Origin of the sequence: Burkholderia sp. MSMB1835 (assembly GCF_001526365.1) — a bacterium.
Classification (GTDB): Bacteria; Pseudomonadota; Gammaproteobacteria; order Burkholderiales; family Burkholderiaceae; genus Burkholderia.
The window spans coordinates 199898-224306 of the sequence record NZ_LOYP01000059.1; the positions used below are offsets into that span (position 1 = coordinate 199898).

The following is a 24409-nucleotide window of genomic DNA, read 5'->3' on the forward strand; positions in this document are numbered from 1 at the left end:
TCTCGGCCCCTCGATGTCCGCCCCGGTCTCCAACGTCCGCCCTGCTCCGGATACGGTACTCGTCGACATCGTCGACTACGTGCTGAACCCCGGCATCGACAGCGCGCTCGCGCTGGAGACGGCGCGTCATTGCCTGATCGACACGCTCGGATGCGGACTCGAGGCGCTGTCCTACCCTGCCTGCACCAAGCTGCTCGGCCCGGTCGTGCCCGGCACGATCGTGCCGAACGGCGCGAAGGTGCCCGGCACGTCCTTCCAGCTCGATCCCGTCCAGGCCGCGTTCGGCATCGGCGCGATGATCCGCTGGCTGGACTTCAACGACACCTGGCTCGCCGCCGAATGGGGTCATCCGTCCGACAATCTCGGCGGGATCCTGGCGACGGCCGACTGGCTCTCCCGCACGGCCCGCGCGGCCGGCCGCAAGCCGCTCGCGATGCGCGACGTGCTGGTCGCGATGATCCAGGCCCACGAGATCCAGGGCTGCCTCGCGCTCGAGAACGCGTTCAACGCGGTCGGGCTCGACCACGTGCTGCTCGTGAAGGTCGCGTCGACGGCCGTCGTCGGCCGGCTGCTCGGGCTCACGCGCGACGAGCTGATCAACGCGGTTTCCCATGCGTTCGTCGACGGGCACGCGCTGCGTACCTATCGCCATGCGCCGAACACCGGTTCGCGCAAGTCCTGGGCGGCCGGCGACGCCACGTCCCGCGCGGTGCGCCTCGCGCTGATCGCGAAAACGGGTGAAATGGGCTATCCGTCGGCGCTCACCGCCAAGACCTGGGGCTTCTACGACGTGCTGTTCGACGGCAAGCCGTTCCGCTTCCAGCGCCCGTACGGCACGTACGTGATGGAAAACGTGCTGTTCAAGATTGCGTTCCCCGCCGAATTCCATGCGCAGACGGCCGCCGAGGCCGCGCTGCAACTGCACGCGCAGCTCGCCGCGGCGGGCCGCACGACCGACGAGATCGCCCGGATCACGATCCGCACGCATGCGGCCGCGATCCGCATCATCGACAAGCAGGGCCCGCTCGCCAATCCAGCCGACCGCGACCACTGCATCCAGTACATGGTCGCCGTGCCGCTGCTGTTCGGCCGGCTGACCGCGGCCGACTACGAAGACGCGGCCGCGGCGGACCCGCGCATCGACGCGCTGCGCGCGAAGACCGTATGCGTCGAGGATCCGCAGTTCACGAAGGATTATCACGATCCGGACAAGCGATCGATCGCGAATGCGCTGACGATCGAGTTCACGGACGGATCGAAGCTTGCCGAAGTGGCGGTCGAGTACCCGCTCGGCCATCGGCGGCGCCGTGCGGACGGCATCCCGCTGCTGGTCGACAAATTCCGCACCAACCTCGCCCGCCGCTTCCCGGCCAAGCAGCAACAAGCGATTCTCGACGTGTCGCTGGACCAGGCAAAGCTCGAAGCGATGCCGGTCGATGAGTACGTCGACTTGTATGTGATATAGCTGCAGGACACGTTGTTTCCTAGCCTCAAACCCAGGAAAATCACCATGGCCCACAATCTCCACAAGACCCTCAAGGAATTCGACAGCGGTTCCGGCAAAGGCAAGTTCTACTCGCTGCCGCAACTCGGCAAGGAACTGAAGACGAAGATCGAACGCCTGCCGGTGTCGATCCGCATCGTGCTCGAGTCCGTGCTGCGCAACTACGACGGCAAGAAGATCACCGAAGAGCACATCGAGCAGCTCGCGAACTGGAAGCCGACCGCGAAACGCGTCGACGAGATTCCGTTCGTCGTGTCGCGTGTCGTGCTGCAGGACTTCACGGGCGTGCCGCTGCTCGCGGACATCGCGGCCATGCGCGGCGTCGCCGAACGCACGGGCAAGAACCCGAAGAAGATCGAGCCGCTGGTGCCGGTCGATCTCGTCGTCGACCACTCGGTCCAGATCGACTACTTCCGCCAGAAGGACGCGCTCGACCTGAACATGAAGCTGGAATTCCAGCGCAACAACGAGCGCTACCAGTTCATGAAGTGGGGCATGCAGGCGTTCGACACGTTCAAGGTCGTGCCGCCGGGCGTCGGCATCGTGCACCAGGTGAACCTCGAATACCTCGCGCGCGGCGTCCACAAGAAGACCGACGGCGCCGACACCGTGTACTACCCGGACACGCTCGTCGGCACGGACAGCCACACGACGATGATCAACGGCATCGGCGTGGTCGGCTGGGGCGTGGGCGGCATCGAGGCGGAAGCCGGCATGCTCGGCCAGCCGGTGTACTTCCTGACGCCGGACGTCGTCGGCGTCGAGCTCAAGGGCAGGCTGCGCGAAGGCGTGACGGCCACCGACCTGGTGCTGACGATCACCGAAATGCTGCGCAAGGAGAAGGTCGTCGGCAAGTTCGTCGAATTCTTCGGCGAAGGCACGCAGTCGCTGTCGCTGCCGGACCGCGCGACGATCGGCAACATGGCGCCGGAATACGGCGCGACGATGGGCTTCTTCCCGGTCGACGAAAAGACGATCGACTACTTCGAAGGCACGGGCCGCACGAAGGCCGAGATCGCCGCGTTCGAAAACTACTTCAAGGCGCAGAACCTGTTCGGCATCCCGAAGGCCGGCGACATCGACTACACGAAGACGGTGACGCTCGACCTGGCGACGGTCGCCCCGTCGCTGGCCGGCCCGAAGCGCCCGCAGGACCGCATCGAGATCGGCAACGTCAAGTCGACGTTCACCGACCTGTTCTCGAAGCCGGTCGCGGAGAACGGCTTCGCGAAGAAGGCGGAAGACCTGAACACGCAGTACACGACGAGCAACGGCGTCGACGTGAAGAACGGCGACGTGCTGATCGCCGCGATCACGTCGTGCACGAACACGTCGAACCCGAGCGTGCTGCTGGCCGCCGGCCTGCTCGCGAAGAAGGCGGTCGAGGCCGGCCTCACGGTCGATCCGAAGATCAAGACCTCGCTCGCGCCGGGATCGCGCATCGTCACCGAATACCTGACGAAGACGGGCCTGCTGCCCTACCTGTCGAAGCTCGGCTTCGAAGTCGCGGCCTATGGCTGCACGACCTGTATCGGCAACGCGGGCGACCTGACGCCGGAACTGAACGAAGCGATCACGAAGAACGACATCGTCGCGGCGGCCGTGCTGTCGGGCAACCGTAACTTCGAAGCGCGCATTCACCCGAACATCCGCGCGAACTTCCTCGCGTCGCCGCCGCTCGTCGTCGCGTACGCGATCGCCGGCAACATCACGCGCGACCTGATGACCGAGCCGGTCGGCAAGGACAAGGGCGGCCGCGACATCTACCTCGGCGACATCTGGCCGACGAGCGACGAAATCCACGCGCTGCTCAAGTTCGCGCTCGATCCGAAGAAGTTCGAGGACAACTACTCGAAGCTGACCAAGAAGGGCGACCTCTGGAGCAAGATCGAGGGCGAATCGGGCGAAGTCTACGACTGGCCGAAGTCGACCTACATCGCCGAGCCGCCGTTCTTCGGCAACGACTTCTCGATGGAGCCGGCTGCGTCGATCCCGACGGTCAAGGGCGCGCGTGCGCTCGGCATCTTCGGCGACTCGGTCACGACCGACCACATCAGCCCGGCAGGCTCGATCAAGGAAGATTCGCCGGCCGGCAAGTGGCTGAAGGAAAACGGCGTGCAGAAGGCCGACTTCAACAGCTACGGCTCGCGCCGCGGCAACCACGACGTGATGATGCGCGGCACGTTCGCGAACGTCCGGATCAAGAACCTGATGATCCCGGCGAAGGCCGACGGCACGCGCGTCGAGGGCGGCCTGACGATCCACCAGCCGAGCGGCGAACAGCTGTCGATCTACGACGCAGCGATGAAGTACGTCGACGCCGGCACGCCGACCGTCGTGTTCGCGGGCGAGGAGTACGGCACGGGCTCGTCGCGCGACTGGGCCGCGAAGGGCACGCAGTTGCTCGGCGTGAAGGCCGTGATCGCGCGCAGCTTCGAGCGCATCCACCGCTCGAACCTCGTCGGCATGGGCGTGCTGCCGCTGCAGTTCAAGGGCGCGGACAGCGTCCAGTCGCTCGGCATCACCGGCGAAGAGACGTACGACATCGAAGGCCTCGGCGACGACTTCAAGCCGCAGCAGGACGTCACGCTCGTGATCCATCGCAAGAACGGCGAAACCCAGCGCGTGCCGGTGCTGCTGCGCATCGATACGCCGATCGAAGTCGACTACTACAAGCACGGCGGGATCCTGCCGTTCGTGCTGCGCTCGCTGCTCGCAGCGTAAGCGCACGGCTGTTGCAGGCGCCGCAGCCGCCTCGCGGGCGGTTGCGGCCGATTTGGATGCCCGACCTCGTGTCGGGCTTTTTTTCGCCCGGGCTTCACGTGGCTTTACGCGGCCTTAAGCCGCCTTGTCTGCGCGCGCTTTCGCGCCCGAGCCTCGCGCGTTCTTCTTCAGGTGCGTGCGGTTGTATTCGATCGCCGCGCGCACGAGATTCTTCAACGCCCGCCTGTCGAGCTTGTCGCCTTCGAACAGATCGATCGCGCGTCGCGCATTGCCGTCGAGGCCGTCGTTAAACAGCTTGTCCGGATCGGGGAGCTGCGCGCCGTGCATGAACGTCACTTTCACCTTGCCCTTGTGCGCGTTCGCCACCGCGATCATCCCGTCGCACGACCAGACGGGGCTGCCCATCCATTTCCATTCCTCGACGATGCCCGCTTGCGCCGCGAGGATCGTCTGGCGCACGTCGGCCAAGGTCTTGCCGCGCCAGTCGGCGATGCCTGCGATCAGCGCATCGATGCGCGCCGACGGTGTGAGCTCCGGTGCACTCATGCGCGGGCCTCCGTGCCTTCGTCGGGACGCGACAGCACCTGTTCGAGCGTGTCGAAGAACCGTACCCAGCCGTACTGCGCGCCGCGGTATGCCTGCTCCTGGTCGCGGCGAAAGCCGACCTGCTCCATGCGCAGGTGCGTGCCGGCCGGCGTCGGCGTGAGCGTCCACGTGACGATGCTGTCGAGCCCGTGGGCCGCCCACGTATAGGACAGCGTGCGGGGCGGCTCGATCGTGAGGACCGTGCAGTCGACCGAGCCCCAGTCCGCGCGGAAACGGAAGGCATGGCCCGCGACGGGCGCGAAGTCGCTCTTCATGAGCCACGCCTCGATCAGGTGCGGTTGCGTGAGCGCGCGCCAGATCTTCTCCGGCGGATGGGGCAGCTCCCGGTCGACGACGACGGAGCGCGTTTCGGTGGTGGCGTGGTTCATTACTGATCCATCCTTTTGAGCAGATCTTCGAGGGCATCGAACCGGTTCTGCCAGAAGCCTGCCATCTGACTCGTCCAGTCGATCAACGGGGCCAGCGCTTGCGGCTGCGCGCTGTAATGCGTCTGCCGGCCTTCGTGACGGTCGTTCACGAGCCCGGCCTGCTTCAGTACGCCAAGGTGCTTCGACACGGCCGGCTGCGAGACGCCCGCATGGGCCGTCAGCGCGGCAACCGTCAGCTCCCCTTCCGCGCACAGCCGCTCGAAAAGCGCGCGGCGCGTGGGATCGGCAAGCGTCCTGAAAAGCGTGTCCTGAGCGTTTTGCATATCGTCCTTCAATCCATAACCGATCGGTTATGGATTGAAGGATATCCGCTGATCGGCGTGCGTCAAGGCGGAATTTCGCGCACAACGCGGATCGATCCTGCGCGACCGGCGCGTGCGTCGCCTCGGCTCGCGCCGACGCCGGATTCGAGTCTTTCCTCTAATCCGCGATGACGACGTGCGATCCGAAAGCAGCCTGCAAGACTGGCCGATGCGCTGTTCCACAGTTCGGGAAACGTTCGGGGTCGCCCGGCTCCGTTCGCGTCCCTGCGCGAATCGGTTCCTGACGACTCGCTTCCAGTGACCACATAGTGCGATCCGACGGGCGGCCATTGACACGGAAACGCCATGCACCCGCGCGGCGCGCGCGTCCACGCTCGCGCATATTCCGATGCTGCAACGAACGACGCGTGCGTGCGAGCGACACGCATTGCCGCGCCGTCGCACCGCGAACCGGTTCCGCTCACCGGCGCTGCTGCCGCCGGCGCGCACTGCGCCGCGCACGCCCTCATGCGCCCGCGTTGTCAGAACTGACAGCTATGGAAACTGGCAGCTACCCGAACGGCACCGACGCCCTACGCTCGTCACCGCTCGCGGCCCCACAAGGGCCGGGGGTTCCAGTAACGTCGCCTCTCCTAAAAAAGGACTCCCGATGAAAAGGAACGCCTGGTTTGCCCTTCCCCTTCCGTCGTCCCGCCGCCTCGCGTGCGTGGCACCGCTCGTGTTCGCCGCCGCCGCGGCGCACGCGGCGACGGATTGGGTCGATACCCATACGAAGGCCTTTCTGACCGGCCCGCAGTTGATGGCGCAAAGCGCGGCGCCGTCGCTCGAACTCGCGGCCGGCGAGACGACCGACGTCGTCGTCAGCCTGAAGCTGCGCAACGCCGCGCAGCTCAAGCAACTGGCGCGCGACGTGAACCGGCCCGGCAGCGCGCATTACCGCCAGTACCTGACGCACGAGCAGTTCCTCGCCGACTACGCGCCGACCGACGCGCAGGTGAAGTCGGTCGTCGACTATCTGCACAAGAGCGGCTTCGTGAACGTCGAAGTCGCGCCGAACCGGCTGCTGGTCTCCGCGCACGGCACGGCCGGCACGGTGAAGACCGCGTTCAACACGTCGCTCGTGCACTTCCAGTACGCGGGCCGCTCCGGCTTCGCCAACACGTCGACCGCGCAGGTGCCGCGTGCGCTCGGCGACGTCGTCGGCTCGGTGCTCGGGCTGCAAAGTGTCGCGCGTGCGCGGCCGATGCTGCGCATCGGCAACGTCGCGAAGCCGCAGGCGCTCGCGGCCGGCACGGCGACGGGCCACTACCCGAAGGAATTTCCGGGCCTCTACAACGCGACCGGCGTGCCGACCGCGGCCGGCGTGACCGTCGGCATCATCACGATCGGCGGCGTATCGCAGACGCTGCAGGACCTGAAGCAGTTCACGTCGAGCAACGGCTACGGCACGGTCGCGACGCAGACCGTCAAGACCAACGGCACGGGCGGCAGCTACACCGACGACCAGGACGGCCAGGGCGAATGGGATCTCGACAGCCAGTCGATCGTCGGCTCGGCCGGCGGCCAGGTCGGCAAGCTGGTGTTCTACATGGCGGACCTCAACGCCGCCGGCAACACGGGGCTCACGCAGGCGTTCAACCGTGCGGTGTCGGACAACACCGCGAAGGTGATCAACGTCTCGCTCGGCTGGTGCGAAACCGATGCGAACGCGGACGGCACGCTCGACGCCGAGGAACAGATCTTCACGACGGCGGCCGCGCAGGGCCAGACGTTCTCGGTATCGTCCGGCGACGAAGGCGTGTACGAGTGCAACAACCGCGGCTACCCGGACGGCGCGAACTACACGGTGTCGTGGCCGGCTTCGTCGCCGCACGTGCTCGCGATCGGCGGCACGACGCTCTACACGACGTCGGCCGGCGCGTTCTCGAACGAGACGGTGTGGAACGAAGGGCTCGATTCGAACGGCAAGCTGTGGGCGACGGGCGGCGGCGTCAGCACGATCCTGCCCGCGCCGTCGTGGCAGTCGGGCAGCAATCGCCAGTTGCCGGACGTCGCGTTCGATGCCGCCCAAAGCACGGGCGCGTACATCTACAACTACGGCCAGTTGCAGCAGATCGGCGGCACGAGCCTCGCCGCCCCGATCTTCACGGGCTTCTGGGCGCGGCTGCTCGCGGCGAACGGCACGGGCCTCGGCTTCCCCGCCGCCAATTTCTATGCGGACATTCCGTCGCATCCGTCGCTCGTGCGCTATGACGTCGTGTCGGGCAACAACGGCTATCAGGGGTATGGCTACAAGGCCGGCACCGGGTGGGATCCGACGACCGGCTTCGGCAGCCTGAACATCGCGAACCTCAACCAGCTGATCAAGTCGGGCGGGTTCTGAGCGATGCATGAAGACCGGCGCGCGGCGATGGTTGCCGTGCGCCGGTTGCGATCGTGCCGTGCCCTATTCCGCCGCCGGTTCCTTCGCGCGCTCCGACACGACCGGTGCGCCGGCCCGATGCGACGGCGCGAACAGCCGCAGCCCGCTCGCGACGCTCGCCGCACCCGCGAAGCCCGCCCCGAGCATCAACGCAAGCGTCGGCCCGTGGCGCCCCGCGATCCCGAACGACAGTGCAACCAGCGCCGCGCCCGTCGCCTGCCCGATCAGCCGCGCGGTCGCGATGATCCCGCTCGCGCCGCCGCTGCGCTCGGGCGGCGCGCTCGACATCAGCGCTTTCAGGTTCGGCGACTGGAAGAAGCCGAAGCCCGCGCCGCACAGCATCATCCGCCAGCCGATGTCGACGACGCCCGGCGACACCGGCAGCGCGGCGAGCGACACCATGCCCGCACTCAGCAACGCCAGGCCGATCGCACCGAGCAGCCCGGGCGGATAACGATCCGACAGCCGCCCCGCGATCGGCGCGGCGAGCGCGACGATCGCCGACCACGGCGTCATCAGGAACCCCGTTTCTACCGCGTTGCGATGCAGGACGGTTTCGAAATAGAACGGCAGCGACACGAATGCGAGCCCCTGCGCGGCGAACGCGCACACGGCGGTCAGCGCGGACAGCGTGAACACGGGCCGGCGGAACAGGTCGACCGGCAGCATCGGCGCCGGATGCCCGGCCTGGCGGCGAATCAGCAGCCAGCCGAACGACAACGCCACCGCGGCCGCCGCGAACACGACCGTCAGCGGCCCGCGCTGCGCGAATTCGCCGAGCGCGAAGATCAGCGACGCAAACGTGATCACGTTGAACAGCGCGGCAACCGGATCGAACGCATGCTTGCCGCGCGCCGTCTGCGGCAGCGACGGAATCGCCACGGCGAGCGCGAACACGCCGAGCGGCACGTTCACCGCGAACAGCCACGGCCACGCGGCCACCGACAGGATCAGCGACGCGATCGTCGGCCCTACCGCGAACGACACGCCGACGACGAGCGCGTTGAAACCGACGCCGCGCCCGAGCCGGTGCGCGGGAAACAGGCCGCGGATCAGCGCGACGTTCACGCTCATGATCGCGCTCGCGCCGAAGCCCTGCACGATGCGCGCGGCCGTCAGCGTCGGCAGCGTCGACGCGAGCGAGCAGCCGAGCGACGCCAGCGTGAACACCGCGAGCCCGGCAACGTACACGCGCTTGTGGCCGACGATGTCGCCGAGCGACGCGAACGGCAGCAGCGTCGCGACCATCGCGAGCTGGTACGCGTTGATGATCCACACGGACGCGGCCGGCGATGCATGCAGGTCGGTCGCGATGGCGGGCAGCGCGGTGTTCGCGATCGCGGTGTCGAGCGTCGCGAGCGCGACGGCCAGCAGCACGGCGGACATCGCGCGCCAGTTGACGGCCGGCTCGTGCGCGCCGGCGGGGGAAGCGAATTCGGACAAGATGGGCTCGGCTGACGAGCGACGCGCGGCGTCGCGGATTAAGCGGCGCGACACCGCATCCTCCGTGCAACGGCAACGGAGCGCGCAGCGCCGCGAGCCGTATTGTTGCAGAGCCACATCGAACGTGCAGGCGGCCGCCTCGTCAGTCGGCAAAACGAAAGCTTCGCGACGCCGCGTCGGACGCGCGGCATCGTTGAAGACGCAACGATCGGCAGCCTCGCAGCCCGCCGAACGGCGTGGCCGGCGCCGCTATTTACGACACCGCGCGCCGCGCATTGCGGCCGCGCAGCCATTCGAGCGCCAGCAGCAGGCTCGTCGAGAAGATGATCAGGATCGTCGCGAGCGCGGCGATCGTCGGGCTGATGTTCTCGCGGATGCCCGTGAACATCTGGCGCGGCAGCGTCGTCTGGTCCGCGCCCGCGAGGAACAGCGTGACGACCACTTCGTCGAACGACGTCGCGAACGCGAACAGCGCGCCCGACATCACGCCCGGCGCGATCACCGGCAGCGTCACGCGGAAGAACGTCGTGACCGGATTCGCGCCGAGCGACAGGCTCGCGCGCACCAGGTTCTGGTTGAAGCCCTGCAGCGTCGCGGCCACCGTCGTCACGACGAACGGCACGCCGAGCGCCGCGTGCGCGGCGATCAGCCCCGTGTAGGTATTCGCGAGGCCGAGCGGCGCAAAAAACAGGTACATGCCGACACCGACCACGACGACCGGCACGATCATCGGCGACAGCAGCACGGCCATCAGCAACCCCTTGCCGCGGAAGTCGGCCTTCGTCAGGCCGATGGCCGCGAGCGTGCCGAGCACGGTCGCGACGACGGTCGCCGACGGCGCGACGATGAAGCTGTTCTTCGCGGCCATCCGCCACTCGTCCGATGCGATCAGGTTCTCGTACCAGCGCGTGGAGAAACCCGGAATCGGATAGACGAGGAACGTGCTCGACGAGAACGACAGCGGCACGATCGCGAGCACCGGCAGGATCAGGTACAGCAGCGTCAGCACGACGAGCACGCGCAACGCGACGTACCACGCGCGCTCGACGAACGACATGTGCGGCGCGAACAGCGGCCTGGCGAGTTTCATGGTGGGCATCCCCTTCCCGTTTCCCTGTGCCCGGCGCTCAGCCGAGGCTCACGTTGGTGCGCGTGAAGCGCCCGTACACCGCGTACAACACGAGCGTCGCCGCGAGCAGCAGCCCGCCCAGCGCACACGCCATGCCCCAGTTGATCGTCACGTTCGTGAAATACGCGACGTAGTAGCTGACCATCTGGTCGTTCGGCCCGCCGAGCAGCGCGGGCGTGATGTAGTAGCCGATCGCGAGGATGAACACGAGCAGCGCGCCCGCGCCGACGCCCGGATAGGTCTGCGGCACGTACACGCGCCAGAACGCGGCGAACGGATGACTGCCGAGCGACACGGCCGCGCGCTGGTAGGTCGGCGGAATCGACTTCATCACGCTGTAGAGCGGCAAAATCATGAACGGCAGCAGGATGTGCGTCATCGAGATGTACACGCCGACGCGGTTGAACAGCAGCGTCAGCGGATGCGAGATCAGCCCGCTGCCGAGCAGCGCCTTGTTGACGAGCCCTTCGCTCTGCAGCAGCACGATCCATGCGGCGACGCGCACGAGCACCGAGGTCCAGAACGGAATCAGCACGAGGATCATCGCGAGGTTCGCGCGCCGTTCCGACAGCGTCGAGATCCAGTATGCGAGCGGATAGCCGAGCAGCAGCGCGAACAGCGTGACGGCGATGCCGATCACGAACGTGCGCCCGAAGATCGCGAGGTAGATCGACTGATCGGGATCGGCCTGCACGATGTGGCCGAAGCCGTCCTGCTTGTGGTCGAGCGCCGCGAGCAGGTAGAACGGCGACACCTGGCTGCCGTTCTTCGCGATCGCCTGCCAGTACGCGAGCTCGCCCCAGCGCGCATCGAGGTCGACGAACTTCGCGCGCGTCTGGGCGGGCGTCAGCACCGCGTCGCCGTCGCCTTTCAGCGGCATCGCGCGCGCCGTCTTCGCGACAAGCGAGCGATAGCCGGGAATCTCGGTGTTCAGGCGCCGTGCGAGCGCGCCCATCGCCTCGCTGTCGGCCACCTTCGTCATGTCGGCCGCGAGCGCGGCATACGCGGCGTCCGCCGGCGGCGTCTTGCGGTCCCAGCCCGACAACGCGGCGACCGTGTTCGGCAACGCGGTCGCGATCTCCGGGTTCTGCACCGCGCGCGTGAGCAGCGTGCCGATCGGCACGACGAAAATCAGCAGCAGGAAAATCGCGAGCGGCGCCACCAGCAGCAGCGCCATCGTGCGCTTGCGGGCCTCGGCAGCCTTCAGCTCGCGCTTGAGTGCGGCGGTCGACGGCGAGGAAGGCGCAATCGTCATCGTATTCAACGGTTCTCTCCGGCCGGGCACGCTCCGGCGGAATGCCGCGCGACGCGATCGACGCGTCGCGCGGCCGGTTGCATCACGACATCCGTGAGGATGCCTGACCGGTTACTTCGTTGCCCACGCAGCGAAACGCTGTTCGAGCTCGTCGCTGTGGTCGGTCCAGAAGCCGATGTCCTCCAGCACCGCGTTCTTGCCGTTAGCCGGCGAGTTCGGCAGGTTCGCGAGCGTTTTCGCGTCGAGCGACTTGATCGCGGCGACGTTCGCCGGGCCGTATGCGATGTGCTGCGCATACGCCTGCTGCGGCTTCGGCGTCAGCGTGTACGCGATGTACTGCTCGGCGAGCGCCTTGTTCGGCGAGCCCTTCGGAATCGCCCAGTAGTCGAGGTCGTAGATGCTGCCGTTCCACACGACCTTCAGGTTCTTGCCTTCCTTCTGCGCGGCGTCGATGCGGCCGTTGTACGCGGTCGACATCACGACGTCGCCGGCGACGAGGAACTGCGGCGGCTGCGCACCCGCTTCCCACCACTGGATGTACGGCTTCAGCTCGTCGAGCTTCTTGAACGCGCGATCCTGGCCGGCCTTCGTGCCGAGCACCTTGTAGACGTCCTTCGTCGCGACGCCGTCGGCCATCAGCGCGAATTCGAGGTTATAGCGCGCGCCCTTGCGCATCCCGCGCTTGCCGGGGAATTTCTTCACGTTCCAGAAATCGGCCCAGCCGGTCGGCGCCGATTTCAGCTTGTCCGCGTTGTACGACAGCGCCGTCGACCACACGAAAAAGCCGACGCCGCACACCTGCGGCGATTCCGGGATCAGGTCGGATTTCTTCGCGATCTTCGACCAGTCGAGCTTCTCGTACAGCCCTTCGTCGCAGCCGCGGTTCAGGTCGCCCGATTCGACTTCGACCACGTCCCAGTTGACGTGCTTCGCCTCGACCATCGCCTTCACCTTCGCCTGCTCGCCGTTGTATTCGACGGCCGTGACCTTGTTGCCGGTGGCCTTCTCGAACGGCTGGTTGAACGCGACCTTCTGCGCGTCGCCGTTCGCGCCGCCGAAGTTGACGACCGTGAGCTCGGCAGCCGTGGCCGATGCGCCGAACGCGACCAGTGCCAGCGCGAGCGCCGTGCGGCGCGCCGTGAAGCTTGCTCGTTTCATGATGGTTCCTCTCCTCTCGTGGTGGAAGTGGGCGTTGTTGTTGACGACGTGCTGCGGAAAACCGGGTTAGCCATGCTCACGCGAATACGCGCAAATGTTCGGGCGAGAACGCAAGCGAGACGGGCGCGCCGGGCGAGAACGCGTCGAGCGCGCCGGTGCCGAGCGGCACCTTCACGAAGCATTCGTCCTGGCCCGGCAGCACGCAGCGCATGCGCACGTGATCGCCGAAATAGATGAGGCTGCGCGCCTCGCCGCTCACGCAATTGGCGGCGCCGTTCGCGCCGTTCGCGCCGTGCGCCGCGAGGCTCATGCGCTCGGGGCGGATGCACGCGACGGCCGATGCGCCCTCGGCGGCTTCGCCGATATGGCGGCCGACGAGCTTCGTGCCGTCGTCGAGCCGGAATTCGCAGAATTCGCCGTCGACGCGCGCGATGGTGCCGCGCAGCCGGTTGCTGTCGCCGATGAAGTTCGCGACGAATTCGTTGCACGGCGATTCGTACAGGCGGTCGACGGTGTCGAGCTGCTGCACGATGCCCTTGTCGAACACGGCGACGCGATCGGACATCGTCAGCGCCTCGCCCTGGTCGTGCGTCACGTACACGAAGGTCACGCCGAGCTTTTCGTGCAGCGCCTTCAGTTCGTACTGCATGTGTTCGCGCAACTGCTTGTCGAGCGCGCCGAGCGGCTCGTCCATCAGCACCAGCTTCGGCTCGAACACGAGCGCGCGCGCCAGCGCGATGCGCTGCTGCTGGCCGCCCGACAGTTGCGCCGGATAGCGTTTCGCGAAGCGCTCCATCTGCACCATCCTCAGCGCATGCGCGACGCGCTCCGCGCGCTCGGCGGCGGGCAGCTTGCGCACCGTCAACGGATACGCGACGTTCTGCTCGACCGTCAGGTGCGGAAACAGCGCGTAGTTCTGGAACACCATGCCGATGTTGCGCTTGTGCGGCGGCACGTTGTTCAGCAGCTCGCCGTCGAGGCGGATCTCCCCGCCGGTCGGGAATTCGAAGCCGGCGAGCATCATCAGACAGGTCGTCTTGCCCGAGCCGGACGGCCCGAGCAGCGTCAGGAATTCCCCGCGGCGGATGTCGAGGTCGAGCGATTTGACGACGAGCGTCTCGCCGTCGTAGGTCTTCCGCACGCCGCGAAAACTGACGATCACATCATCGGACTTCATCGTGCTGTCCCCCTGGCTCCGCGACAATTGATTTTGAGATGCGAGTCACTATACGGTGTGCACGGTTCTACAATAGGGAACCATTTCAATATTCCAAGTAGGACCACTTTGGATACCGTGATCGTCGCCGACTGGCTCTCCGCCCGCATCGACCGCAGCTCGCCCGAACCGATGTACCGGCAACTGCTGCAACTGATGCAGCAGGCCATCCTGACCGGAGAATTGGGGCCAGGAACAAAGCTGCCGAGTTCGCGCACGCTGGCGGCCGACCTGTCGATCGCGCGCAATACGGTCCTGCACGTGTACGACCAGCTGACGGCCGAAGGCTACGTGCTGACGACGACCGGCAGCGGCACCTACGTGGCCGACACGCGGCCGGACGCCGCCGCGATCCGCGTGCCGGGCGCCGCGCCGCCGTCGGTCGCGGACGAACCGCCGCCGCCCGACGCGCAGGGCAGCCTGTCGATGCGCGGGCGGCGGTTGATCGAGCATGCGGGCGTCTCGCGGCGTCAGTGGGGGGCGTTCATGCCGGGCGTGCCGGACGTGTCGGAATTCCCGAGCCGCACGTGGAGCCGCCTGCAGGCGCGGCTGTGGAAGGAAGCCAATCCGGAGTTGCTGACCTATGCGCCGGGCGGCGGCTACCGGCCGCTGCGGCGCGCGCTCGCCGATTACCTGCGCGTCGCGCGCTCGGTCAAATGCTCGCCGGACCAGGTGATCATCACGACGGGCATCCATCAATCGATCGATCTCGCGGTGCGACTGCTGTCCGACATCGGCGATCGCGCGTGGGTCGAGGAACCGTGCTACTGGGGCGTGCGCAGCGTCCTGCAGGCGGCCGGCCTCGCGCTCGCGCCGGTGCCGGTCGACCAGGAAGGGCTCGACCCGCGCGCGAGCGACATGCAGCATCCGCCGCGGCTCGTGCTCGTCACGCCGTCGCATCAGTACCCGCTCGGGATGGTGATGAGTCTCGCGCGGCGCCGCATGCTGCTCGAATATGCGCGCCAGCACCGCTGCTGGATCATCGAGGACGACTACGACAGCGAATTCCGCTACGGCAGCCGCCCGCTCGCGTCGCTGCAGGGGCTCGACGACGGCGGCCGCGTGATCTACGTCGGCAGTCTCGGCAAGATGCTGTTCCCGGGGCTGCGGATGGGCTACATGGTCGTGCCCGAGCATCTGGTCGACACCTTCCGCACCGGGCTGTCGGAGCTGTATCGCGAAGGCCAGTTGATGCAGCAGGCCGTGCTCGCCGAATTCATCATGGACGGCCATCTCACTTCGCACGTCAGACGAATGCGCACGCTGTACGGCGAGCGCCGGCAACTGATGATCGACGCGATCCGCGCGCGCTTCGGCGACGCGCTGCCGGTGATGGGCGACGAGGCCGGCCTGCATCTGGTGCTCGGCCTGCCCGGCGCGTGCGACGATCGCGCGGTCACGCAGAGCGCATTCGACGCGGGCGTGATCGTGCGCCCGCTCACCAGCTACTACAGCAACCTCGACACCGCGCGGCAGGGCCTGCTGCTCGGCTATGCATGCGTCGCGCACGAAGGCATCCGCCCCGCGTTCGACACGCTCGCCGATACCATCGAGCACCATCTGCCGCGGGACATCACGCGCGCGGCATGAAGCCCGCCGCATACGGCGGCACCCGATTCGTCAATGCGCGCTGCCCGCTCCACGATCGAGCGATGCCGCGCGCACGGCTTCGCCGGGCTTCGTGAACACGCGCTGCCGCAGCGCGGCAATCTGCGCGTCGCGATCCTGCGGCGACAGGCCGGCCGATTCGATCTGCGCACGCTGCGCCGCGTAATCCGCGTAACGGCTCTGCCACGACGCATCGTCCTGCTGCATCTGCGCGACGCGTGCCGCCGCCTCGGGGCCGAGCATCTGCGTCAGTTGCGCGCGCATCGCATCGGGCGTCGCGCCGCTCTTCTGCAATTGCGCGATCCGGTCGATCGCGGCGCGCTGCCGATCCACCCGCTGCTGCGCGTCGCGTTCGTCGGCCGGCATCTGCTGTTCGAGCGCCGCGAGCCGCTCGGCCTTCTGCGCATCCGTCAGTGAGCGATCCTGAACGATCTTCAATCGCGCCAGGTCGTAGCGCTGCCGCCACTGCTCCGCGCCGAAGAACGGCTGGCTCCAGTCGCCGAGCGTGCGGTACGCGATCGACGCGCGCTGATCCAGTGCGACCTGCAGCGCGCCGAGGTCCGACTTGTCGACCGCTCCGGCATCGCGCAACGTCGCGAGCGCATCGAGATACGCGCGATACCGGTGCCATACGTCGAGCGCCTCGGCCTGCGCGACCGTGCCGTCGAGTTGCGCGGCAATCTCGCGTACGACGAACGCATCGAGCGCGGCCGCGCTCAGGTCGCTCCGTGCGCTCAAGCAATAGTCGAAGAAATCGCGCACCGCGCGCGACTTCGCGAGATGCCCGCCCGCATCGAGCGGCAACCGTGGCGCGCTGGAACCGGCGAGCGACGGCGGCAGGGCCGCACTCGCCGGCACGGCGGGCTGCGGCGCGGCAGCCGCCACACCGCCCACCGCGGCCGTATCCGGCGTGGCGCTCGCGACGCCCGTGCCGCGATGCGATCCCGCACCGCTCCACATCGCGACGCCGGCAATCGCCGCCAGCCCCGCGACACCGTAGATCGCCACGCGCCGCGTCAGCGGCGCGCGCCCTTCACGTGCCGCCATCGATCACACGCCCGCGAGCTTCAACCGGTTCGCATGCGTGCGGATCACGGCGACCGGATCTTCCGCATACGCGCCGCGCACGCCCAACAACTGGTTGATCTCGTCGAGATGGTTCCACTTGTAGCTCGTGCTCAGCACCTTGCCGTACAGCGCGCTGCACTTCGACACGAGCCCGTCGTTCTGGCCCGAGCCGCGGTTGATCATCACCGTGCCCGTGCCATACAGCGCCAACGTCGACAGGTCGAGCGCGTTCGCCGGATCGACGACCGGAACGGTGCTCGTGTCCGTCGCCCCCGTCACGCCGAGCACGGAAAGCGTCGGCTGGATCGCCGTGCCTGCCCACGAATACAGCAGATGCGTGTTACCGCCGACGGTTTCCGTCGACGCACCGGTCTGGCAGCTTCCGGGCGCGCCGAGGCCCGCGCTCGGATAGTTCTGGTTGTAGGTGGCGGCCTGCGCGGTGGTCAGCGTCTTCAACGACGCGAGCGCGTCCTGGTTCGTGTTGTGATTGCTGCTCGTCAGGATGCCGAACACATTGACGAATGCAGCGATCACCGTCGACGACAACCCGGTCGGATCGTACGCGAGCACGCCCTGCACGAAATCGGCGAACTCGGAGCCGCGATGCGGCGTGCCGATCGTCGTCACCGACGCGACGAGATCGGGCGCGACGGCCGCGACATAGCGCGACGCCAACCCGCCCTGGCTGTGACCGACGAGATTGACCTTGGTCGCGCCGGTCGCGGCGAGCACCGTCTTCACGTACGCCAGCAACTGTTCGCCGCGCCCGTTCGGGCCGTCGTCGCTCTGGAAGCCCGACAGGTTCGCGACGTAGACGGTCGCGCCATGCTGCTGCAGGTCTTCCTGGATGCCGTACCAGTACTCGAGTACGCCCGCATACTTGTCGGTGCCGGTCAGCCCGTGCACGAGAATGATCGGATAGCGCGTCGTCGCATAGTCGTCGACGGGCGCGCTTGCCGCCATCGCCGTGCGCGTCGTCACGAGCGTCGTCAGCGCGGCCGTCCCCGCGAACGGCGCGACGCTCATCGCGCATGCCACTGCCCCTGCCATTACCCTGGAACGCATCGATCTGGCCATGCATGTTCTCCTGATTATTGTGCTGCCGGTGCGAATGACACCGGATCGACACGCATGCCGCATCGCGCGCACCGTGTGTGTCGACTGCGGGAGTGAAGCACGACTCGCGAACGTTTGCGCCCCGACTAGATACGGTTCTCTAATCGGTTGACGCGCACCGCCCGTTCGGGCGGTGCGGCGTTCATGCATGCGCATGCTGCGACGCACATGCGCGATGCGCGCTACAGCTTCGCGCTCACGCGCACCCACGCGGTACGCCCCGGCTCCATCACCGGCGCGTTCGCCGGATAGCCGAAGCCCGCGTTGCCGGCAAGGTTCAGATGCTCGGTGTAGGCCTTGTCGAGCACGTTGTCGACGCCCACCGAGATCTGCACGGTCTTGCTGACGTTGTACTGCGCATGCAGCGACAACACGCCGAATCCGGCGCTCGGGCCGAAGTCCGTGCCGACCACGTTGCCCTCGTTCAGTGCGTAGCGATGCTGCGGCGCAACGATGCGCCACAGGCCGCCCGCCGACCATGCGCCGCGCGTGTATTCGACCCCGATGCGCGCTTCGAGCGGCGGCATCTGCGGCAGCGGATCGCCGCTCGCCACGTTGCGCCCCCACGCATACGCAAGCGACGTCTCGACGCGCAGCGGCGCGACCGGCCGCCACGACACGCCCGCTTCGCCGCCCATGATCTGCGCGTTGACGTTGGTTGCCTGCGTGGTCGGCCCCATCATGCCGGTCGCATAGTTGAACAGGATGAAGTCCTGTACGTAGCCCGCGTACGCCGACACCCATGCATCGAACCGGTCGCTCCTGTATTGCGCGCCGATATCGAGCTGGGTGGTCTTCTCCGGCTGCACCGCCGAGAACGCGTTGACCGAGCCGGCCGGCCCGCGCGTCGCCGAGAACAGTTCCCAGTAGTCCGGATAACGCTCCGCGTGGCCGATCCCCGCGTACCACGTGACGGGCAGCGACGCGAGATCGCGCTCGTAGCGCACGAAGCCGCTCGGCAGCACCTTCGTCCGGTCGTCGTCGAAGGTCGGGTTCGGCTTGCTCGTCATCATGCCGCGCGTCATCGCACGCTTGTCGCGCGCGCTCGCATAGTCGACGCGCGCACCGCCGATCACGCGCGATACGTCGCTCGCATACCACGTCAACTCGCCGAACACGCCCGCGCTCCACATCGTCGCCTGCGCATCCCACGGCTGGTCGCGGTAGTTCTGCTGCCCCATCGACGAGCGCGAATCGAGCCGGTTCGATTGCGCATCGACGCCCGCGACGAGCTTGAAGTCGTCGCCGAAGCGGAACGTCGCGGCCGCCCGTGCGCCGACCGTGCGGCGTCGCACGTCCGCGGCCATCCGCATCGGCATGCTGCTCGTCGGGTCGGGTTGCCGCAACGTGTAGTTGTCCATCACATGATCGGCTTCGTTGTAGTACACGCGCGCCTCGATCCGGTCGAGCACGTCGCCGAGATGCCGCTTGTCGAACGACAGGCCGAACGTCTCGCGGCGGAAATGCGCGCCGTCCATCCCGCGGCCCGCGTAGCGCGCATAGCCGTCGCCGGTGCCGGCGGTCAGCTCGACGCGCGTATGGTCGTCGGGGGTCCAGCCGAGCGCCGCATCGGCGTTCCACTTGTCCCACTGCGACGGCACGGTGTTGCCGTTGCCGTCCTCGTAGTCCTGCGAATGCGCGTGGTTTGCGGTCACGCGGCCATAGACGTCCGGCGTGCCGGCGCTCAGGTCGAGGTTCTGGTCGTTGCGGCCGAACGACCCGCCGACGAGACTGCCGTCGAAGCGCATGCCGGGGCGCTCGAAACGCGGCGTCACGCGCTCGAACAGCACGGTGCCGGCCGACGCGCCCGGACCGTACAACACCGTCTGCGGCCCCTTCACGACGGTGACCTTGTCATAGCTTTCCGGCGCGATATACGACGTCGGCGCGTCCATCCGGTTCGGGCACGCGCCGAGCGTCGGCATCCCGTTCGCCAGGATGTTCAGTCGCGACCCGAACATCCCGCGCAGCACGGGGTCGCCGTTCGTGCCGCCGCTGCGGATCGACGTGAAGCCGGGGATCGTCTTCAGGTAATCGGCGCCGTCGCTCGCCGGCAGCGGCTGACGCGGCGCCTTCGGATCCGTGACGACGACGAGCGGCGTCGACAGCGGCGACGCGACGACTTCGACGGGCGGCAACAGCACGGCGGCGGCGTCCGCCGGCGCGCCGGCCGCATGCGGGGTGTCGGCCGCGGCGGCGCTCGCTGCCAGCGCGCTGGCAGCCAGCGCGGGAACGGTGAGTTTCAGCATGCGCGGCAAGGGCCGCGCACAGGCATTGCGTGGCGCCCGCGGCGCACGCAACTGGAAATTGGTCATGATCGAAAGCCCGAGTGACGCCCTCCGCGCGGCCTCGACGGGCCGCACGGATATCGGCGGAAGTAGGAACGGCGGGAAACGCGTCAGGCGCGCTCGGGCGGTGCGCGTGGATAGGCGCGCGGATAGCGGTCGCTGCGCGCCGCGACGGCAGGCGACGCGACGGCGGAAGCGGAAACGACGGGAATGGAGTCGACCGATGCGGCGGCAGGCGCGCCGATGGCCGGGCTATGCGCGAAGAAGCCGCAGTAGCCGCACGCGTCGAGATGCAGTGCATGACCGTGCATGCCGCCCGTATCGGACGAACGATGCGCACCATGCTCGGTACTGCAGACGATCGCATCGGGCGTGGCCGCCTGCGCGATACGCCACTGCGACACCAGCGGCGCCGCGATCGCGATCCAGATCGCGAGCAAGCCAAGCCAGGCAGTCAGGTGACGGTGTCGGTGCAGCATGCGCGGCGACGAGTAAGCGGAATGTAAAGGCAGCCGAGATGTTACAGAATGTTCGACGTGGTGAACAGTGCGGGCGACCGTAAACGAACCGGGGGCGCATGGTTGTCAACGCAACCATGCGCCCCCGCGTGCTGCGCGCGCCGGAAACGGGACGATCAGGGCGCCATGCGCCGCAGCACGTCGTCGCGCCGGATGAAGTGATGGTAGAGCGCGGCCAGCGCATGCAGGCCGATCACGAAATAGAACGCGTTGCCGATCAGCTCGTGCGCTTCCTTGATCGTCGGCCGCAGCGCCTTGTCGGGGCCGAACAGCGTGAACGACACGCCGAGCCAGTCGAGCGACACCGGCTTGCCGCCCATGTTGATCATCATGATGCCGAGCAGCGGCTGCGCGATGATGAACACGTAGAGCGCGACATGCGCGAGCTTCGACAGCCAGCGCAGCAGCGCCGCCTGCGGAATCGCTTCCGGCACGCGGCTGACGACTCGCCACAGCACGCGCAGTACCGACAGCACGAGGACGAACGTACCGGCCGTCAGATGCACATTCATCCAGAACGCACGGCTGTCGCTGCCTTTCGGGCCGCGAATCTCGATGGCCAGGTAGGCCAGCGCGACCAGCACGAAGATGGCCCAGTGGAAGAAGATCGCGGGCGAGCTGTAGCGCGTCTGTTTCGCGAGGATGTTTTTCATGCTTCGTCTCGTGTTGTATTCGGGGAAGGCGCCGGTTGCAACCGGCCGACGCCTGGCAATGCTGTGGCGATTGTAGCCGCACGGGCGTCCGGTTTTGCACGGCGCGATCAAATATCCGACGTATCGTCGACGCACGCCGCACAAGGCCGCCCTATGGAAAATCCGCATCGCGCACGCAGGCGGCTGTGGCACGATGAAGCTTTGGTGCGACGGCGCACGGGCATCATGAGCAAAGCGTTCTTCGTTGCGGCCTACCGGCTGATCGCCGCGTTGCTCGCGGTGTCCACCACGCTGCACAGCGTCGCCGACTACTGGCGCCTGCCGAACTTCCATCTCGGCAACTACCTCAGCTACTTCACGCAACTGAGCAGCCTCTACGCGGCCGCGATGCTGGCCGCGGGGCTATGGCGCATCGCACGCCCCGGCTCGGCCCGCTACGAATCGATGCGCGGCGCGGCGGTGCTGTACGTGCTGATCACCGCGATCGTCTACGAGCTCCTGCTCGCGCGGCTCGATGCGCTGCGCCACGTCACGCCAGCGTTCAACAACTGGGTACTGCACCGGATCGTGCCGCTCGTGATGCTGTGCGACTGGCTGTATGTCGAACCGCGCTCGCCGATTCCGCGCCGCAGCGCATTCGCATGGCTCGGCTTTCCGGTCGTCTATCTCGGCTATACGCTCGTGCGCGGCGCGGTGGAGAACTGGTATCCCTACCCGTTCGTCGATCCGCGGCCGCACGGCTACCTGCCCGTCGCGATCCAGTGTTCGCTGATCGCGTTCGGCGCGGCAGCGCTCGCATTGGGCATTTGCTGGCTCGGCAATCGTGCGAGACAGTCCGGCGCCGCGACGCTCGAGGAAGGATGAAGGCGGAAAAGATGAAAGGGGCGGGAACGTGTGCGCCACCCGGCGCACACGTGGCGATGCCGACGATCAGCCGCCGTTGCGCGGCAGGAAGTTCATCGGATCGACGACCTTGCCGTTCTGACGGACCTCGAACTCGAACGTCGAACGACCGCTCGCGTCGGTGCCCATTTCGGCGACCGGCTGCCCCTGGCGCACCGCGTCGCCCTCGTTGACGAGCAGCTTGCCGTTGTGCCCGTAGGCCGTGATGAGCCCGTTGTCGTGCTTCAGGATCACGAGCGGACCGTACGCCTTGACGCCGGAGCCCGCGTACACCACGCGCCCGTTTGCCGCGGCCCGCACCGAATGGTCGGGCCCGGACGCGGCAATCACGACGCCGCGCGTCTTGCCGGCCGAGAACGGTGTCGCGACGACGCCCGTGGCCGGCCATGCGAGCGAGCCCGGCTGGGCGGCCGCCGCGGGCGGCTGCCCGTACGAGGTCGCGGCCGGCGGCGGCGCGACCCGCAGCACCTGGCCCGGCGACACGGCGTCGGTGGGCGCCATGTGGTTCCAGCTGGCCACGTCCTGCACGCGCTGCCCGTAGGCGCTCGCGATGCCCGCCAGCGTGTCGCCCGGGTTCACGCGGTAATAGCCGGCAATCACGCCCGGCGTCGCCGCCGACGTGGGCGCCGGTTGACGCGTGGGTTGCCAACTGTCGGTCCACGGCGTCATCGTGCAGCCCGCAAGCGCGATGGCCGCGGCAACGAGCGCCGCCTGCGGCAGCCAGCGCGTGAGCGCGTCGTGGATGGGAATAGTTTCTCTCAAGGGTCCTCCCGGATTTGCCGTCGTTGCGCCGCCCACCGCCCCCCGGCACGCGACGCACGATGTCCGGCCGAACGGCCGGATCAACCAGTATCCGACCGCTGTCGCGGCCGTCAGTTTCCACAGCGGGACGTCGGCGCGAATGAGCTCACCGGCCCCTTTTTCGCGCGTCCCGATCGGCAAAGATACCATTTGTGGCGGTCGAGGCTCCGACAGTTGGCGGATCCGGAAACAATCTTGCGGCGTCGCGCGGGCGCGCCGGCGGGCCGCGAACCGCGCCGGGCGGGCCGCCCGGCCGGGGCTTCGGAGATTTCCCTGCGGGGTGCCGCCACCCTCGCCGCCCGTATCGGCCCCGTCATATTCTCCGCTTCGATCGCCGCCTATACTCGGTGATGCGCAGCGCGATCCAACGACAACGAGGAGCATGACAATGAATAACGCGACGTTTCTCTCCGTGCAGCTCGACGCCGACGATTTCGCCGGTTCCAGCGGTCTGGTCGAATTGCTCAACCGGCACCTGCTGTTCGCGACCGACGTCGCCGAAGCGGCCGACGCGCTCGTCCAGCTGGCGAGCGTCACGCACCTGACCGGCGCCACGCGCCACAGCGTCGAGTTGCCGGTCCTCGCGATCGAACGGCTGCGCGACGCACTCGATACGCTGAGCGGTTACGACGAAACGTGGCTGCAGGTACTGGAACCGGCCGAAGCGCTGTTTCGCGATATCGGGCGCGGCAGACGCCCGCTGCACTGAACGGCGGCGCATCGCGCGCCGCCAATGAAAACAGCCCGTCGTACCGCACTAGCGGTACGACGGGCTGTTGTACTACAGGGGGTCGGATCCGGTCGCCAGCGCGGCCGTACCATTAACGACCCTTGTAGACCGGTGCGCCGTCCGAGATGCGCTTGACTTGCCAGCCGGTCTTGGCCGCAGCCGGTGCGCCCGATTCCTGGCCGGCGGCCGGTTGCGCACCGTAGCCGGTCGTGTCGGCCGCAGCGACGTTCTGTTGCGGGTTCACACGGGCTTCGGCAGCCTGGATGCCTTCCGGGTAGTTGGTCCGGTCGCTGCCCAGCTTGTAGCCGGCCTGTTGCAGCTGGACCAGCTCGGCCTTCACCTGTGCACGGGTGACGGGCGCGTTCTGTTGGGCGAACGAGACGGCGGGAACGGCGAGGACAGCAGCAGCAGCGAACGTTGCGATCAGCGATTTCATGATTACCTCCGGGATTTTTTTGCTCCGCCGCACACACCATGTCTGCAGCGATGGAACAAAGTTTAGTCCCGTCAGCACCTAGGGAAAACCATGAAAGAGCGAAAACACTGTTTCCCCGGAGCCAACAATGTCGGCATCCG

At 67.5% G+C, this 24409-nt stretch carries 21 protein-coding genes; 6 read left to right on the forward strand and 15 right to left on the reverse strand.

Annotated features, from left to right (window positions below; translation table 11 throughout):
• Nucleotides 1-13 precede the first annotated feature (13 nt).
• Nucleotides 14-1465 carry a bifunctional 2-methylcitrate dehydratase/aconitate hydratase gene (locus WS96_RS30285; protein ID WP_059837499.1) on the forward strand — a complete coding sequence of 484 codons (1452 nt, stop codon included), beginning with the start codon at nucleotides 14-16 and terminating at the stop codon, nucleotides 1463-1465.
• Between the two features lie 45 nt (nucleotides 1466-1510).
• Nucleotides 1511-4228, forward strand: a complete 2718-nt coding sequence (acnA, locus tag WS96_RS30290) for an aconitate hydratase AcnA (protein ID WP_059837501.1) — start codon at nucleotides 1511-1513, stop codon at nucleotides 4226-4228.
• Nucleotides 4229-4342: 114 nt separating this feature from the next.
• Here acnA and WS96_RS30295 read toward each other — a convergent pair whose 3' ends face one another.
• The 3 genes from WS96_RS30295 to WS96_RS30305 are packed head-to-tail and all read right to left on the reverse strand — an operon-like array spanning nucleotide 4343 to nucleotide 5525.
• Nucleotides 4343-4774, reverse strand: coding sequence for a DUF1801 domain-containing protein (locus tag WS96_RS30295; protein WP_059837503.1), 432 nt, complete (start codon nucleotides 4772-4774; stop codon nucleotides 4343-4345).
• Nucleotides 4771-5202, reverse strand: a complete 432-nt coding sequence (locus WS96_RS30300) for an SRPBCC family protein (RefSeq protein ID WP_059837505.1) — start codon at nucleotides 5200-5202, stop codon at nucleotides 4771-4773. The genes WS96_RS30295 and WS96_RS30300 overlap by 4 nt, the downstream gene beginning before the upstream one ends.
• Nucleotides 5202-5525: an ArsR/SmtB family transcription factor gene (locus tag WS96_RS30305; RefSeq protein WP_059837851.1), complete on the reverse strand. Its 324-nt coding sequence runs from the start codon at nucleotides 5523-5525 to the stop codon at nucleotides 5202-5204. Before WS96_RS30305 ends, WS96_RS30300 begins: the two co-directional genes overlap by 1 nt.
• Before the next feature lie 649 nt (nucleotides 5526-6174).
• Here WS96_RS30305 and WS96_RS30315 point away from each other — a divergent pair.
• Complete coding sequence (locus tag WS96_RS30315) at nucleotides 6175-7908, forward strand: S53 family peptidase (RefSeq protein WP_059837509.1); 1734 nt, start codon at nucleotides 6175-6177, stop codon at nucleotides 7906-7908.
• Between the two features lie 63 nt (nucleotides 7909-7971).
• Here the strand turns inward: WS96_RS30315 and WS96_RS30320 are convergent, their stop codons facing one another.
• The 5 genes from WS96_RS30320 to WS96_RS30340 form a co-directional block, all read right to left on the reverse strand.
• Complete coding sequence (locus WS96_RS30320; protein WP_082720395.1) at nucleotides 7972-9390, reverse strand: MFS transporter; 1419 nt, start codon at nucleotides 9388-9390, stop codon at nucleotides 7972-7974.
• A gap of 253 nt (nucleotides 9391-9643) precedes the next feature.
• On the reverse strand, nucleotides 9644-10480 hold the full coding sequence (locus WS96_RS30325) for an ABC transporter permease (RefSeq protein ID WP_040141016.1): 837 nt from the start codon (nucleotides 10478-10480) through the stop codon (nucleotides 9644-9646).
• A gap of 37 nt (nucleotides 10481-10517) precedes the next feature.
• Complete coding sequence (locus tag WS96_RS30330) at nucleotides 10518-11774, reverse strand: ABC transporter permease (RefSeq protein ID WP_059837854.1); 1257 nt, start codon at nucleotides 11772-11774, stop codon at nucleotides 10518-10520.
• A 111-nt stretch (nucleotides 11775-11885) separates the two neighbouring features.
• Entirely contained in the window at nucleotides 11886-12932 is a 1047-nt protein-coding gene (locus WS96_RS30335; RefSeq protein ID WP_059837511.1) for an ABC transporter substrate-binding protein, read from the reverse strand.
• 76 nt (nucleotides 12933-13008) lie between these two features.
• Nucleotides 13009-14109, reverse strand: coding sequence for an ABC transporter ATP-binding protein (locus WS96_RS30340; protein ID WP_059837513.1), 1101 nt, complete (start codon nucleotides 14107-14109; stop codon nucleotides 13009-13011).
• Nucleotides 14110-14217: 108 nt separating this feature from the next.
• Here WS96_RS30340 and pdxR point away from each other — a divergent pair, with 108 nt between their 5' ends.
• Nucleotides 14218-15738, forward strand: coding sequence for a MocR-like pyridoxine biosynthesis transcription factor PdxR (gene pdxR, locus WS96_RS30345; protein ID WP_059837515.1), 1521 nt, complete (start codon nucleotides 14218-14220; stop codon nucleotides 15736-15738).
• 30 nt (nucleotides 15739-15768) lie between these two features.
• Here the strand turns inward: pdxR and WS96_RS30350 are convergent, their stop codons facing one another.
• The 5 genes from WS96_RS30350 to WS96_RS30370 all read right to left on the reverse strand — a co-directional run bounded on the left by WS96_RS30350 (nucleotide 15769) and on the right by WS96_RS30370 (nucleotide 21399).
• Nucleotides 15769-16803, reverse strand: a complete 1035-nt coding sequence (locus WS96_RS30350) for a lipase secretion chaperone (protein WP_059837516.1) — start codon at nucleotides 16801-16803, stop codon at nucleotides 15769-15771.
• A 3-nt stretch (nucleotides 16804-16806) separates the two neighbouring features.
• Entirely contained in the window at nucleotides 16807-17901 is a 1095-nt protein-coding gene (locus WS96_RS30355; protein ID WP_059837518.1) for a triacylglycerol lipase, read from the reverse strand.
• A 221-nt stretch (nucleotides 17902-18122) separates the two neighbouring features.
• Nucleotides 18123-20255 (reverse strand): TonB-dependent copper receptor, encoded by a 2133-nt coding sequence (locus tag WS96_RS30360; protein ID WP_059837521.1) that lies wholly within the window; start codon nucleotides 20253-20255, stop codon nucleotides 18123-18125.
• Nucleotides 20256-20338: 83 nt separating this feature from the next.
• Nucleotides 20339-20707: a DUF2946 domain-containing protein gene (locus tag WS96_RS30365; RefSeq protein ID WP_059793920.1), complete on the reverse strand. Its 369-nt coding sequence runs from the start codon at nucleotides 20705-20707 to the stop codon at nucleotides 20339-20341.
• A 155-nt stretch (nucleotides 20708-20862) separates the two neighbouring features.
• Complete coding sequence (locus tag WS96_RS30370) at nucleotides 20863-21399, reverse strand: cytochrome b (RefSeq protein ID WP_059825596.1); 537 nt, start codon at nucleotides 21397-21399, stop codon at nucleotides 20863-20865.
• A 225-nt stretch (nucleotides 21400-21624) separates the two neighbouring features.
• Between WS96_RS30370 and WS96_RS30375 the strand changes: the two genes are divergently transcribed.
• Nucleotides 21625-22263, forward strand: coding sequence for a Pr6Pr family membrane protein (locus WS96_RS30375; protein WP_059837856.1), 639 nt, complete (start codon nucleotides 21625-21627; stop codon nucleotides 22261-22263).
• A 66-nt stretch (nucleotides 22264-22329) separates the two neighbouring features.
• On the opposite strand, the gene WS96_RS30380 is transcribed toward WS96_RS30375, so the two are convergent.
• Entirely contained in the window at nucleotides 22330-23064 is a 735-nt protein-coding gene (locus WS96_RS30380; RefSeq protein WP_034205206.1) for a peptidoglycan DD-metalloendopeptidase family protein, read from the reverse strand.
• Nucleotides 23065-23491: 427 nt separating this feature from the next.
• Between WS96_RS30380 and WS96_RS30385 the strand changes: the two genes are divergently transcribed.
• Nucleotides 23492-23812 (forward strand): hypothetical protein, encoded by a 321-nt coding sequence (locus tag WS96_RS30385; RefSeq protein ID WP_011694691.1) that lies wholly within the window; start codon nucleotides 23492-23494, stop codon nucleotides 23810-23812.
• Between the two features lie 112 nt (nucleotides 23813-23924).
• Here WS96_RS30385 and WS96_RS30390 read toward each other — a convergent pair whose 3' ends face one another.
• A complete protein-coding gene (locus tag WS96_RS30390; RefSeq protein ID WP_034205207.1) occupies nucleotides 23925-24269 on the reverse strand; it encodes a DUF4148 domain-containing protein in 345 nt (114 codons plus the stop codon).
• Nucleotides 24270-24409 lie beyond the last annotated feature (140 nt).